The following is a 14,701-nucleotide window of genomic DNA, read 5'->3' as shown; positions in this document are numbered from 1 at the left end:
TTTATTTATGGGGGAGAATGCCTCCGGCTTCAAGCCCTCAGCGTGAAAAAAAGTACATTTTTTAGACACCAATTGCTAAGACATGTCATATGACGACGTAAGCCTAAACATAATCTCAACAAATCACGTTCAATTTCTCCATCATTCCCGCCGTTGTACACCTGTTTATTCATGACCTGATGAAATAGCCACTACAAAACTCTGGCTCACGACAACAGGTATTACCATGACTACTTACGGCTACCCTTCTGTAGAAAAGGCGCCACTTTCCGGCCTTCAGTTAATGAAGGCCTTGCTCTCCCGTCAGATCACGCCGGGGCCGTCATGGGAATTACCGCGCTATCGCCTCAAATTTCTTTTCCGCACGCTGGCGCACCCGCGCAGAACAATTGGGATGCTTGATTATCTGGCACAGCATCCGCAGCGCGACGAAATTCTGACCGCCATGCCCAGCCTGCCCTGTAAGCTACACCGCGCCTATCAGTCGGCGAATATCACCCCGGAACAGGCAATGAAACGCATCACCGATCATTACGATATGATTGGCCATTGCCTGCCTGACGCGATTAATCATGGCTATCTGAATAAAAAACCGATGCCGATTGCCACGCTGACCGGCAAAGAGGGGCAGCATTTTTCTGTCACCTTTAATGCTGTCAGTCGTCTGGATAAAGAAGGAGAAGCCACCCTGACCTTTAATAATCCGCAGGGTGAGCCGATTGCGATTGTGACGTTCTCGTTTATAGTCTATCTGGGCCGTCCGACGCTGTTCATCGGTGCGTTACAGGGGCCGCGTGCGCATGTTGATCACCAGGAAATTCAGACCGCGACCAAAGCCTGTCACGGTTTATTCCCGAAACGCCTGGTGATTGAAGCGCTGACCACACTCGCGGATGTGACCGGCATGCAGCAAATCGTAGCGGTGGGTAATCACACCCATATTTATGAAAACCCGCGTTACAAAAAACGCAAAGGCATGGTGTTTGCCGATTACGACAGTTTCTGGGAAACCCTGGACGCAAAACCGGGCGATGATGGCTATTTCCATTTACCGTCGCAGATTGCCCATCGCCCGCTGGAAGAAATCGCCAGTAAACGGCGCTCGGAGTATCGTCGCCGCTACCAGCTGTTAGACGATCTGGAAACGCAGATCCGTCACACTTTCTCCAGCGGTCATGGTCATCCGGCGATGACTGAAAACAGCCATGCCGCTTAATCTGCCCTGCCGCGTGCCAGCCATGCCACGCGGGAAAACATTTGCCGCAGCAGCGGAGGAATCGACGAGGTTCCCCTCAGTGAGGCCGCAAGTGCCACATCAATCGCCAGGTCCGGCTTTGAACTGCGGTGAATGGCTTTATCGATAATTCTTCTCGGCGACATCGGTACATTGTCCGGTATCGCCGCATTCTTGCGGTAAACGTCCTCAAAACCGTCACGATACAGAAAGTGCTCGATATCCTGTGACGGCAATGCAGTCAGGCGATACCGCAGCGTATCGTTGTGATTTTCCACGTTCGCAATCACTGTTGCCGCATATTTGCGACCCGCCTCGTCACCGTCGACCAGCGCATGCCATTCGATGCCCATTTGCCGCGCAAAACGCAGCAGAGGCTTCAGGCCACATTGTGCAAACTCAATAACCTTTATCCCTTCCGATTCAAAATGATAACCACACTGACGCGCCAGTTGATTCAGCAACCAGACTTCGGTTTCGCCTTCCACCAGCAGCCAGCAGCGGGCGAATAAAGACGAGGGCCGGTTAAAACGTATATGGAAAGCGATACGACGGCTGTCTTCCATGCTCAGCCCTTCAGGACCGATGGCGTAAGCCGCGACACGACCGGACTCACGCACCAGTCTGCATATTTGCTCAACCGGTACCAGCGACAACAAATCGCCGGAGTTAGTGGTGGTGATGCGCTGTAACGGTAACTGATCCAGTAACCCCCAGGCCACCGACAACATAATCGGATGCAAACGGGTTTCAGGGTCTTCGATGAGTAACAGTGGCCGGGCATCCGGATGCAGCACCACCGAACCTTTCGCCTGTAACAACGTAGAGAACATGCCAAGCAGCATCACCCGCATACTGCGGCTGTTGGGCTCGGCAATCATGCGATTGATGTTATCCAGCGAACGCCATGCGCGTCGGCTCTCCGCCCGGCCATGACGCTTTTGCTGCCATGGCGCGCTGCTGGAAGTCCCCTGCTCGGCAAAATAGTGTTCCAGCAGTTGTCGCATCGCCGACAGGCCACTGCGCAGTTCGCTGTTTTTCAGCGTCTGCGGGCTGTGGACCAGTTCGCGCGTCAGTTCATCGAGCTGCTTTGCCAGTTCTTCATTATTGACTGCCAGCCGCGGTGCCAGCGTTTCACTGCGCAGACGACGGATAAAACGGGCATCGCGTAAACGTAATACCGGATTCAGGCGGATCAGCGCCTGCGCCAGCGGATCTATCGTCGTCAGATTTAAAGGCTGGCCGTTGGACGACAGGAAACTGCGCAGCGTCATCACGCTGCCATCGTCGTCCAGCTCGCCTTCCAGCCGGTAATAAATACGGTTCAGTTTGTCAGCACATTTCACCCAAAGCGGTGAGAGCGGATTAAACCGCGGCGACATATGATGCCCCGCCTGGTTCTCGCAAAACGTAAACACCACGTGCAGATACTGTGATTTGGATTCCTCTTCGCCCGCCGGGAAATAGAAATCCTCCTCTTTAAAGCAATACAGTTTGGGTTCCGGGGAAAGCAGCAAGGTTAAGGCATCGAGCAGGCTGGATTTCCCCCAGGCGTTCTCGCCGATTAACACGGTGTTGGTCAGAAAGGATTCGGCCTGCCCCTGATGGACAGAACCGGTAATCGATGCGCCACGTTGCGCGGGCTGCGTCAGCGTCAAAGACAGGCGGTTAATCCCGCGAAAACCGACAATATCAACACGTTCCAGATACATCAGACGCCTCCTGTGCGCTCAAAGCTTTCCTGAGCATGGCGTTAAAAATTGGTTCAGGTCAAGCGCGCTGAGATATCTCTGCGCGCCAAAGCTGCTTTACAGTCCGATAACTTTTCGTTAGCGTGGCGGGCGGCATTTTCTGTGCTGCGCACCACTCACGGGATCACACTTTTCAGGGACTTTTGCATCATGTACTCCGGGCTGTTAATTATTCTCCTGCCGCTGATTGCCGGCTATCTCATTCCGCTTAAAAACCGTGCCCTCTTGCATCTTGTTAACCAGTTACTGAGCTGGATGGTGTACGTCATCCTGTTCATTATGGGTATCAGTCTGGCTTTCCTCGATAATCTCAGCGCGAATTTGCTGCTGATTTTCAAATATGCCGCCGTCTGTTTCCTGTGCATCTTCGTGATGAACTACGCCGCGCTGTGGCTGCTGGAACGCCGCAAGCCCTGGAAAACGCAGTATAAACAGGAAAAGTTACCGTCCCGCATTCATATGGCGCTCGAATCACTGAAACTGTGCGGCGTGGTGGTCGGGGGTTTTGCCCTGGGCCTGACACAATGGCACTGGCTGACGTTCGCGTCGCAGGCCAGCGAAATTGCGCTGTTATTCCTGCTGGCGCTGGTGGGTCTGCAACTGCGTAACAGCAGCATGACTCTGCGCCAGATCATCCTGAACCGTCGCGGCATGATGGTGGCGATAGTGGTCGCCCTCAGCGCCCTGATTGGCGGCGCACTGGCCGCCCTGCTGCTGGGTTTACCGCTGAAAACCGGGCTGGCCATCGCCTCCGGTTATGGCTGGTATTCGCTTTCCGGCATCGTTCTGACCGATTCTTTTGGCCCGGTGATTGGCAGCGCGGCCTTTTTTAACGATCTGGCCCGTGAACTTTGCGCCATTATGCTGATCCCGACACTGGTACGCAGCAGCCGTTCAACGGCGCTCGGCCTGTGCGGCGCGACATCCATGGACTTTACCCTGCCGGTATTGCAGCGCAGCGGCGGGCTGGATATGGTGCCGCCAGCCGTGGTACACGGATTTATCCTCAGCCTGATTGCCCCGGTCCTAATGGCCTTTTTCTCTGCATGATCCTGTCCGTCCCGCTGCCTTCCCGCAGCGGGAACCTCCCGCAAAAATTGCGATAAATCAACTCCGCGTCACTTTGTCTTAAAAATCCCTTCATTTCTGTCTCAGCCAGTTCTAGGCTTGCATCAAAACAAGCATTTCAAATGCAACTTTAAAAGGACCTCATTATGTTTTGTGTGCAATGTGAACAAACAGTCCGTACCCCGGCGGGCAATGGTTGCGCGTATGCGCAAGGTATGTGTGGCAAAACGGCAGAAACCTCTGATTTACAAGACTTACTGGTCGCGGTATTAGAAGGTTTATCCGCCTGGGCACTGACCGCACGAGGCTATGGCATCATTGATGAAGAGATCGACAGCTTCGCACCCCGCGCCTTTTTCTCCACGCTGACCAACGTAAACTTCGATTCTGACCGTATCGTCGGGTACGCCCGTGAAGCCGTGCTTTACCGCGAATCACTGGCCGTCCGCTGCCGTCTGATGGATCCGCAAATTACCGTCAGTCATCCGCTGGCCGCCCTGGAACTGGTAAGTGATAAGCTTAGCGAGCTGCAACAACAGGCGCAGCAATTTGCCCTCAACGGTGACAAAGCGCAGATCGGCGATGACATTCACGGCCTGCGTATGCTGTGCCTGTATGGACTGAAAGGAGCGGCGGCGTATATGGAGCACGCCCATGTTCTGGGCCAGTCTGATACCGCCATTTACGCCGAATATCATCGTCTGATGGCATGGCTCGGCACGCAACCGTCGGACATGGGCGAACTGCTCGCGAACGCGATGGCCATCGGCAAAATGAACTTTGGCGTGATGGCCATTCTGGACAAAGGTGAAACTGACGCTTACGGACATCCGCAACCGACCGCGGTAAACGTCCGTCCGCTGGCAGGCAAAGCAATTTTGATCTCCGGTCACGACCTGAAAGATTTGCAGATGCTGCTCGAGCAAACCGCAGGCACCGGCATCAACATTTACACCCACGGCGAAATGTTGCCAGCGCACGGTTATCCCGAACTGAAAAAATTCCCGCATCTGGCCGGTAACTACGGCAGCGGCTGGCAAAATCAGCAGGTGGAATTCGCCAAATTCCCCGGCCCTGTCGTCATGACCTCAAACTGTATCATTGACCCGAATGTCGGCAATTATGGTGACCGTATCTGGACCCGCAGCATCGTCGGCTGGCCGGGCGTACAGCATCTGGAAGGCGAAGACTTTGCGCCGGTGATTGCACAGGCGTTGCAGCTTCCGGGCTTCCGTTACAGCGAAATTGAACAGGAAATTACCGTCGGATTTGGCCGCCAGACCTTACTCAGCGCGGCAGACACCGTGATTGATTTAGTTGCCGCGAAAAAACTGCGCCATATCTTCCTGATCGGCGGGTGCGACGGCAGCCGCGGCGAACGCAGCTACTTCACCGATCTGGCGCGCAGCGTACCGCAGGACTGCCTGATCATGACGCTGGCCTGTGGCAAATACCGCTTCAACAAACTGGATTTCGGTACGCTTGAAGGCCTGCCTCGCCTGCTGGACGTCGGTCAGTGTAACGACGCGTATTCCGCCATTATTCTGGCCGTGAATCTGGCTGAGAAATTAGGTTGTGGTGTGAATGATTTACCGCTGAGTATGGTGCTGTCGTGGTTTGAACAGAAAGCGATCGTGATCCTGCTGACCCTGCTGTCGCTTGGCGTAAAAAATATCGCCACCGGCCCGACGGCACCGGCCTTCCTCACCGACAACCTGCTGGCGATCCTGAATGAAAAATTTGGCCTGCGCGCAATCACCTCGGTTGAGCAGGATTTGAAAACCATGCTGCCGGAGTAAGCTGAGATGAATTTTCCCTTATTTCCCGATCAGCCGACCGCGTTGTGCCAGAACCGCATGCAGGTGTATTCCGTCACACAGGAAACGCCGGATGTCCGCACGCTGTCGCTGATTAATCACGATGTGTATCCCTATCGTCCCGGCCAGTTTGCGCTGGTGAATATTGCCCGGAGTGGCGACGTACAGCGTGCCTACACCCTGTCTTCCACGCCGGGTCAGAGCCGCTTTATCCAGCTGACGGTGCGCCGCATCGAAGGCGGTAAAGGTTCAGAGTGGCTGACACAGCAGGTTAAACCCGGTGATTATTTATGGCTGAGCGATGCGCAGGGCGAATTTACCTGTGACACGGAACAGCCTTTGTTATTGCTGGCGGCAGGCTGTGGCGTGACGCCGGTGATGTCGGTCACCCGCGATATTCTGGCGCATCATCCGGCGCAAAGCGTGCAGGTGTTTTACAGCGTGCGCAGCCCGCAGGACATTATCTTTGCCGAAGAATGGCAGCAACTTGCGGCAAAATATCCGCAACTGAATCTGACCCTTCTTGCTGAACAGGATGCAAAACCGGGGCAAATCGCCGGACGTCTGAGCCAGGATTTATTGCAAAGTCAGGTGCCGGATCTCCGTGAACGACGGGTGATGATTTGTGGCCCTGCGCCTTATATGCAACTGGCCGGAGAATGGGTAAAAGAACTGGGCGCGGCGACAGAGAATATCGTCAAAGAACAGTTTCAGGCTGCGCAAGCGGAAGTGTCTGCTGATCAGCAACTGACACTGACCCGCCTGACCCCCTTACAGAATTACCGCGTACCGGTGGGGTCTACGTTGCTGGCTGCCATGGAACAGCACAAGCTACCGGTCACCGCGGCCTGCCGTGCAGGCGTATGCGGCAGCTGTAAAACCCGGATACTTTCCGGTGATTATCAGACCACCAGCAGCATGACGCTGACCGATGAAGAAGTCGCCCAGGGCTATGTGCTGGCCTGTAGCTGTCAGCTACAGGGCGACGTCACCCTCGCCTGAACCTCCGCGTTAACGCCCTGCCCGCACATGACTTTTTACAGTCTGCGCGGGCAGATTTACAAAACTTCACCTCCCTCCTCCGCATATTTTTGTATGGTTTAAAGCTGAACATTCAAGGATGTAATCAGTGGACTATGCTTAACGCAGTTATTTTTCAGCATCAGTGGAGGGATTCAGTAATGAAACAACAAAGCGTAGCAGCATATCTGGCAAAAACTCTCGAGGCAGCAGGCGTAAAAAGGATCTGGGGCGTCACCGGCGACTCCCTGAACGGGCTGAGCGACAGCCTGAACCGCATGGGTACCATCGAATGGCTGGGCACGCGCCATGAAGAAGTGGCCGCCTTTGCCGCCGGTGCCGAAGCGCAAATCACCGGCGAACTGGCGGTCTGCGCCGGTTCCTGCGGGCCCGGTAATTTGCATCTTATTAACGGCCTGTTCGATTGCCATCGCAATCACGTGCCGGTTGTCGCCATTGCCGCGCATATCCCGTCGAGCGAAATCGGTAGCGGTTACTTCCAGGAAACCCATCCGACCGAATTATTCCGTGAATGCAGCCATTACTGCGAACTGATCAGCAATCCCGAGCAACTTCCTCAGGTACTGGCGATCGCCATGCGCAAAGCTATTCTCAACCGTGGCGTGTCCGTGATTGTGCTGCCGGGTGATGTGGCGCTCAAGCCTGCGCCGGAAGACGCTAAAGTCAGCTGGTATCCGCCGGTGCTGCCCAAAGTCACACCTCAGCCCACGGAACTGGCGAAACTCGCCGAACTGCTGAACGGCGCAACCAACATTACGATGATGTGCGGCAGCGGTTGTGCGGGAGCGCACGACGAAGTGATTAAACTCGCCGAAACCCTGAAAGCGCCGGTGGTGCATGCGCTGCGGGGCAAAGAACATATCGAATGGGATAACCCGTACAGCGTCGGCATGACCGGGCTGATCGGCTTTTCTTCCGGTTATCATGCCATGCTCAATGCCGATACGCTGATTCTGCTCGGCACGCAATTCCCGTATCGCGCCTTCTACCCGACCGATGCAAAAATCATTCAGATCGATATTAATCCGGGCAGCATCGGCGCGCATTGCCATGTGGATATGGCGCTGGTCGGCGACATCAAATCCACCCTGACCGCCCTTCTGCCGCAATTACAGGTAAAAAATGAGCGCAAGTTCCTCGACAAGGCACTGAAGCATTACGAAGAAGCACGCAAAGATCTCGACGGGCTGGCGACACCCAACGACAAGCAGCCAATCCACCCGCAATATCTGGCGCAGCAAATCAGCCGCTTCGCTGCTGCCGACGCCATTTTCACCTGCGACGTCGGCACACCAACCGTCTGGGCCTGCCGTTATCTGCAAATGAACGGCCAGCGCCGCCTGCTCGGTTCGTTCAACCACGGCTCGATGGCCAACGCCATGCCGCAGGCGATTGGCGCACAGGCCATTGACCGCACACGACAGGTGGTAGCGCTGTGTGGCGACGGCGGCTTTGCCATGCTGATGGGGGATTTCCTGACCCTGGCGCAACAAAAGCTGCCGGTGAAAATCATCATTTTCAACAACAGCGTGCTGGGCTTTGTGGCGATGGAGATGAAATCGGGCGGTTATCTGACGGATGGCACCGAGCTGAAAAACCCGGATTTCGCCGCTATCGCTGAAGCGGCTGGCATCAAAGGCATCCGCGTTGAAAAAGCTTCGGATATCGACACCGCGCTGCAGGATGCATTCGCTTACGAAGGGCCGGTGCTGATTGATGTCATTACCGCCACTGAAGAACTGGCGATGCCGCCGCAGATAAAATTCGAGCAGGCAAAAGGCTTCAGCCTGTATATGCTGCGTGCGGTGATCAGCGGCCGGGGCGACGAAGTGGTCGAACTGGCAAAAACCAACTGGCTGCGATAACCCTGACAGGGCTATAGTGGAGGATTCGACGAGTAATAACTCGACTATTAAGCCCTAAATAATTCGAAGTATGACGGGCAATAACCCAGAAGGAAGCCACGTTGATCGACTTACGCAGTGATACCGTAACCCGCCCCGGTGAAGCTATGCGACAGGCCATGGCCCGCGCTGAAGTCGGCGATGATGTCTACGGCGATGACCCGACGGTAAATGCTTTACAGGACATGGCGGCAAAGCTGTGTGGCAAAGAAGCGGCGCTGTTTTTGCCGACAGGCACGCAGGCCAATCTGGTGGCGTTACTGACGCATTGCCAGCGCGGCGAGGAATACATTGTGGGTCAGAAAGCCCACAATTATATGTACGAAGCGGGCGGAGCCGCGGTGCTCGGCAGCATACAGCCTCAGCCGCTGGATATGGATGCTGACGGCTCTATCCCGCTGGATAAAGTCGCGGCAGCCATCAAACCGGATGATATCCATTTTGCCCGAACCCGCCTGCTCAGCCTGGAAAATACCCACAGCGGCAAAGTACTTCCGCTGGATTATCTGCAAAAGGCGTATGCTTTCACCCGCGAAAAAGGGCTGGCACTGCATATCGACGGCGCGCGTATCATGAATGCGGCAGTGGCGCTGAACGTAGAACTGCGTGAGATCACTCGGTATTGCGACACGCTGACTATTTGCCTGTCGAAAGGTCTGGGCGCGCCCATCGGCTCCCTGCTGGTCGGCAGCAAAGAGTACATCCAGCGCGCCAACCGCTGGCGTAAAATGACCGGCGGCGGCATGCGCCAGTCCGGTATTCTGGCCGCAGCGGCCATTTACGCGCTGGAAAACAACGTGGCACGTCTGAAAGATGATCATGACAATGCACAGTGGCTGGCAGAAGAACTGAGCAAAATTGGCGCAGAAATCGCAGAACCCGGCGCGCAAACCAACGTGCTTTACATTAAACAAAGCGCAGAACTGGCCGCCAAAATGGGGCCATGGATGCTGGAGCGTGGCGTGATTATCAGCGCGGGTCCCGTGACACGCGTGCTCACGCACATCAATATCAGCCGCGAAGATCTGCAAAAAGTCGTGGCGCTGTGGCAGGAATTCCTGCATCAGCACGCCTGACAGTCCGGTTGACGGCGATAGCCTGCGCGGTATCGCCGTACTTTCTGCTTTATCTCCCTAACACTGACCGAGCAAATGGAAATGCCAATCACGACACACACTGGCCGGATCGTCGTTCTCGGTGCCAGCGGGTATATCGGGCAACATCTGACGGCGCACCTGAGCCAGCAAGGTTTTCAGGTCACGGCAGCCGCACGCCGTATCGAATGGCTGCAACAGCAAAAATGGCCAAACGTCCGCTGCTGCTTCGCGGATGTCTATCAGAGTAAAACGCTGGCCGCCGCCTTCGAAGGTGCTGACGTGCTGGTGTATCTGGTGCATGCCATGGCAGAAGATGATGATTTACTTGAAAAAGAACGGCAGGCGGCGCAGCACACCCTGCTGGCACTGAAAGATTCCTCCATTAAGCACATTGTTTATCTCGGCTCGATGCAGCCGGAAGGCAACCATTCGGCGCATTTGCAGGCAAGAAAACTCACCGGCGATTTACTGCGCATGAGCACAATTCCGGTGACGGAACTGCGCACCGGCATCGTGATTGGCGCGGGTTCTGCCGCGTTTGAAGTGATGCGTGACATGGTTTACAACCTGCCGGTGCTGACGCCGCCGCGCTGGGTTCGCTCCAAATCATCACCCATTGCACTGGAAAATCTGCTTAATTATTTACAGGGACTGGTGACGCTGCCTGCCACAGAAAATCAGATTCTGGAGGCGGCAGGACCGGAATACATCAGCTATCAGACGCTGTTTAAACGCTTTATCGCGATGAGCGGTAAACGCCGCTGGCTGATCCCCGTTCCCCTGCCGACAGCTTTTGTTTCGGTATATTTTCTCAGCCTGATCACCTCCGTACCGACGTCGCTGGCAAAAGCGCTGATCCAGGGGCTGAACCACGATTTACCGGCTGACAGTGAGAAACTGCAAAAGCTGATCCCGCAGACACTGATCCCCCTTGATGAGGCGATCCGCAGTACGCTGGAAAAAGAACAGCAACAAATCATGGATTCACCGGACTGGGGATATGATCCTGATGCCCGTGCGCGCTGGCGGCCAGGCTACGGTTATTATCCGAAACAGGCGGGTTTCACCCTGGAAACGTCGGCGTCAAAAGCCGCATTATGGAAAGTCATCCAGCAGCTTGGGGGCGCTGAAGGGTATTTCTATGCCAACGGCTTGTGGAAAACACGGGCACGGATCGACGATTTACTCGGCGGCGGCGTGAAATATGGCCGTCCTGAACGGGACTTCCTGAAACCCGGCGATAAAATTGATGGCTGGAAAGTTATCGGGCTGAAACCTCAGCGGGAGCTGGCGTTGTTATTCGGCATGAAAGCGCCGGGGCTCGGTCGTTTAACATTCACCATTACCGACCACGGTGAAAGCCGCAGCCTGGATGTGCGTGCCTGGTGGCATCCGGCAGGGTTCAGCGGCCTGCTTTACTGGTTCAGTATGATGCCCGCTCATCAGTTTATTTTTCGTGGCATGGCAAAACGCATCGCCAGCCTCGCCCGGCAGAAAGACCGGTGCGGACGCTAAAGAGGCTCATTTAATCTGCTGTCAGACACAGCTTTCCCCGTTTCCCATTGCAACCCGCACAATTTCACGAAAGAATGGCACCCTTATTGCTCAGGGGTGCCAGAACCCCGACGCTGACAACGATTTTTCTCTGTTTATGAAGGCATTGGCCTGTATATGAAGGTTTTGGTTACCGGTGCGAGCGGCGGTCTTGGACGAAATGCCGTTGAGTTTCTGCGAAATAAAGGCATCAAAGTCAGGGCGACGGGCCGGAATGCCGCCATGGGACCGCTTTTGCAGAAAATGGGTGCAGAATTTATTCACGCCGATCTCACCACACTGGTGTCTGCTCAGGCCAAAGCCCTGCTGGCAGATATCGATACCGTCTGGCATTGCTCAGGGCTGATGTCGCCGTGGGGCAGTGAACAGGAATTCGAGCTGGCGAACGTGCGCGCCACGCGGCGTCTGGGCGAATGGTCCACCGCGTATGGCGTGGAAAACTTCGTGCATATTTCGTCACCGGCGATCTACTTCGATTTTCACCATCACCGCGACATTCAGGAAGACTTCCGCCCGCACCGTTTCGCCAACTCCTTTGCGCGCAGTAAAGCCGCCGGGGAACAGGTGATCCACACGCTGGCATTGTCGAATCCGCAAACACATTTCACTATTTTGCGCCCGCAGGGCATTTTCGGCCCGCACGATAACGTCATGATGCCGCGTTTACTGCAAATGCTGAAATATGGCGGAACACTGATGCTGCCACGCGGCGGTGAAGCGCTGGTAGACATGACCTACGTCGAGAATGCCGTGCATGCGATGTGGCTGGCGACGCACTCACAGGCGACAGAATCTGGCCGTGCGTTCAATATCACCAACCAGCAACCGCGTCCGCTGCATACGCTGGTGAAACAGTTGATGGAAAATCTGGATATCAAATACCGCATCCGTTCGGTGCCGTATCCGCTGCTGGATATGATGGCGCGGGGCATGGAACACATCAGCAAAAGCTCGCAGAAAGAACCGGTGCTGACGCATTACAGCGTGGCAAAACTCAATTTCGATCTCACGCTCGACACGCAGCGTGCGCAGAAAGAACTCGGTTATGTGCCGGTGATTTCACTCGATCAGGGGATTATCCGCACCGCCGACTGGCTGCGCGATCACGGTAAACTTCAGGGGCTGCACGGCATCGGTCCGAAACGCGACTGACCGTAAAGGTCAGCCGCTGATGTCAGTCGTTCTTATCCGGAAACTGCTGTAACAACGCCCGGACGATCGCTTCGGTTTGGGCATCTGCATTGCCGCGATAATCACTCTGGCGGAAATGCATCTGGAACGCCGCAATCACCCGACGCTGCTGAGGCGGCGTCATATTCTCTTCCACCGAATATCCGTACGCTTTCAGCAACGCCAGCAACTGCGCCTGACTGACAGGTTGTTGCGGATTACGCCCCGCCAGATAATGATTCACCCGCGCCGCATCCGGCCAGGCGCCAATCCCACGTTCAGCCATTTCCTGCCACGGGAACAACGGGCCGGGGTCATCTTTGCGCTGCGGCGCGATATCACTGTGCGCCACGACATTGCGCGGTTCTATCTGATAACGCGCGACAATTTCCTGACTCAGATCAGCCAGTAAATCAATTTGTGCAGGCGGGAACGGATAGAACTTTTTGCCAAGCAAATAGTGGCTGTAGCCTTTGTTCTCCAGTTCGATGCCCACCGACGTATCATTGAGATTGGTTCGCCCGCGCCAGCCGCTGGCACCGGCATGCCAGGCGCGCATATTTTCAGGCACCAGTTGCCACGCCACCGGTTTACCCGCTTCGAGTGGCGGTTGCGCCGGGATCAGATAATGTGCGCTGACGTGTTCATCTGTAAGCGTATTTAATGCGTTGTTGAAATCTTCAGCGGTGTAATGGATCACCAGAAAACGGATCCGCTGATCCGCACCCTGCGCCTGTCGCGCCGTTTCCAGCCGGAACGGCGCATCCGCACTCTGCTGGCCGGCGTGCTGACAACCGGCCAGCATAAGCCATGCGACGGTGAACAGGCCACGTTTCACATACTGGAAGATCATTTGCGGTGCACAATCACTGCGGTACCGGACACGCTGACCATCAGCATGCTGCTGTCTTTGCCCACGGTTTCATAATCGATGTCAATACCCACAACCGCGTTCGCACCGCGCTCTTTCGCCTGTTCTTCCAGTTCACGAAAAGCAATTTCACGCGCCTTGCGCAGCTCTTTTTCATAAGCGCCGGAGCGTCCGCCGACGATATCGCGCACACCCGCGAAGAAATCGCGGAAAATGTTCGCCCCTAAAATCGCTTCGCCCGTCACTACGCCACAATATTCAGCGATGGTGAAACCTTCGAGAGTCGGGGTGGTTGAAATTTGCATGAGTATTCCTTATCAGTTGTCGTCCAAATCCTGGCAATAATGCCATTAATAGCATAAACCCTGCGCGGGAGATCAAGGTATGGCCTGCGACAGATTTTCTCTTCGCCATGCATTAAGCCAAATCGGTTTTATACTGTATGGTAAAGAACGTCATGGTGAAAATGTTCAATCTTTCAGTAAGGAATACAATGAAAAAGAAAACTCCCGTCGCCGCAATTCCGCTGGTACTGATGTTAAGTGCCTGCACCACGGTAGAACCTGCCTATAAGGATATCGGCAGCCGCACCGCACCCTGTGTAGATGGCGGCCCCGACAGCGTGGCCCAGCAATTTTATGATTTTCGCATCAAACAAGGCGGCAGCGGATTACCCAATTCCAGCCAGCTCGCCGCATACCGCCCTTATCTGAGCACCGCCTTGTATGATGCGCTGCTGAAAGCCCGGTCACAGCCGAAAGTGGATATCGCTGCTTCACCTAACGAGAAAACCGGCACGGGTTCAGGCGATGGCGATATCTTCTCCAGCCTGTTTGATGGCCCGACGTCTGCCTCCGTAGACAGCGCCTCCACCATTCCGAACACCGACGCCCGCAATATTCCCCTGCGAGTCACCTTCACCCATGATAAAGACAAAGGCGCATCGACAAGCTGGAAAGATGAAGTGCTGATGGTGCGTGAAGGCAAATGCTGGACGGTGGATGACGTGCGTTATATGGCAAACCTCGATTTTGCTTCCAGTGGCACACTGCGTCAGGTTTTAGAACACCAGTAAGCCCTTCCTTTCTCTAAAACAGCGGTTGCATAATGTGGGTCAGTGATGAATATCGTCATTGACCAACATCCCCGTCACAGCGGTTTAACAATATGTTGTGCTACACTTTGGCATTCCTG

Annotated in this window: 12 protein-coding genes; 9 read left to right on the top strand and 3 right to left on the bottom strand. The window is 55.1% G+C overall.

Annotated elements, in window-relative coordinates:
* Positions 1-226: 226 nt before the first annotated feature.
* Positions 227-1,216, top strand: coding sequence for a VirK/YbjX family protein (locus RAHAQ2_RS07240; RefSeq protein WP_015696600.1), 990 nt, complete (start codon positions 227-229; stop codon positions 1,214-1,216).
* On the opposite strand, the gene RAHAQ2_RS07235 is transcribed toward RAHAQ2_RS07240, so the two are convergent.
* Positions 1,213-2,946 (bottom strand): ATP-dependent endonuclease, encoded by a 1,734-nt coding sequence (locus tag RAHAQ2_RS07235; RefSeq protein WP_015696599.1) that lies wholly within the window; start codon positions 2,944-2,946, stop codon positions 1,213-1,215. The genes RAHAQ2_RS07240 and RAHAQ2_RS07235 overlap by 4 nt on opposite strands.
* 189 nt (positions 2,947-3,135) lie before the next feature.
* On the opposite strand from RAHAQ2_RS07235, the gene RAHAQ2_RS07230 reads away from it, so the two are divergent.
* From RAHAQ2_RS07230 to RAHAQ2_RS07200, 7 genes are all read left to right on the top strand, one after another.
* The gene (locus RAHAQ2_RS07230) at positions 3,136-4,035 is read left to right on the top strand and encodes a LysO family transporter (protein ID WP_015696598.1); all 900 of its coding nucleotides are present in this window, start codon (positions 3,136-3,138) and stop codon (positions 4,033-4,035) included.
* Between the two features lie 164 nt (positions 4,036-4,199).
* The gene (gene hcp / locus RAHAQ2_RS07225; protein ID WP_015696597.1) at positions 4,200-5,852 is read left to right on the top strand and encodes a hydroxylamine reductase; all 1,653 of its coding nucleotides are present in this window, start codon (positions 4,200-4,202) and stop codon (positions 5,850-5,852) included.
* A gap of 6 nt (positions 5,853-5,858) precedes the next feature.
* Positions 5,859-6,872, top strand: coding sequence for an NADH oxidoreductase (gene hcr / locus RAHAQ2_RS07220; protein ID WP_015696596.1), 1,014 nt, complete (start codon positions 5,859-5,861; stop codon positions 6,870-6,872).
* Between the two features lie 179 nt (positions 6,873-7,051).
* Complete coding sequence (poxB, locus tag RAHAQ2_RS07215) at positions 7,052-8,776, top strand: ubiquinone-dependent pyruvate dehydrogenase (protein ID WP_015696595.1); 1,725 nt, start codon at positions 7,052-7,054, stop codon at positions 8,774-8,776.
* Positions 8,777-8,877: 101 nt separating this feature from the next.
* Positions 8,878-9,891, top strand: a complete 1,014-nt coding sequence (gene ltaE, locus RAHAQ2_RS07210) for a low-specificity L-threonine aldolase (RefSeq protein ID WP_015696594.1) — start codon at positions 8,878-8,880, stop codon at positions 9,889-9,891.
* Between the two features lie 81 nt (positions 9,892-9,972).
* Positions 9,973-11,427, top strand: a complete 1,455-nt coding sequence (locus RAHAQ2_RS07205; protein WP_015696593.1) for a DUF2867 domain-containing protein — start codon at positions 9,973-9,975, stop codon at positions 11,425-11,427.
* A gap of 156 nt (positions 11,428-11,583) precedes the next feature.
* Positions 11,584-12,618, top strand: coding sequence for an NAD-dependent epimerase/dehydratase family protein (locus RAHAQ2_RS07200; protein ID WP_015696592.1), 1,035 nt, complete (start codon positions 11,584-11,586; stop codon positions 12,616-12,618).
* A 22-nt stretch (positions 12,619-12,640) separates the two neighbouring features.
* Here the strand turns inward: RAHAQ2_RS07200 and RAHAQ2_RS07195 are convergent, their stop codons facing one another.
* Positions 12,641-13,489, bottom strand: a complete 849-nt coding sequence (locus RAHAQ2_RS07195) for an N-acetylmuramoyl-L-alanine amidase (RefSeq protein WP_015696591.1) — start codon at positions 13,487-13,489, stop codon at positions 12,641-12,643.
* Positions 13,486-13,812: a heavy metal-binding domain-containing protein gene (locus RAHAQ2_RS07190; RefSeq protein WP_013574757.1), complete on the bottom strand. Its 327-nt coding sequence runs from the start codon at positions 13,810-13,812 to the stop codon at positions 13,486-13,488. The genes RAHAQ2_RS07195 and RAHAQ2_RS07190 overlap by 4 nt, the downstream gene beginning before the upstream one ends.
* 188 nt (positions 13,813-14,000) lie before the next feature.
* Between RAHAQ2_RS07190 and RAHAQ2_RS07185 the strand changes: the two genes are divergently transcribed.
* Entirely contained in the window at positions 14,001-14,582 is a 582-nt protein-coding gene (locus RAHAQ2_RS07185) for a lipoprotein (RefSeq protein ID WP_015696590.1), read from the top strand.
* The last annotated feature ends 119 nt before the right edge of the window (positions 14,583-14,701 follow it).

It is taken from the genome of Rahnella aquatilis CIP 78.65 = ATCC 33071, from assembly GCF_000241955.1.
GTDB classification, from domain to species: domain Bacteria; phylum Pseudomonadota; class Gammaproteobacteria; order Enterobacterales; family Enterobacteriaceae; genus Rahnella; species Rahnella aquatilis.
This window is presented reverse-complemented; position numbering and strand designations above follow the sequence as displayed.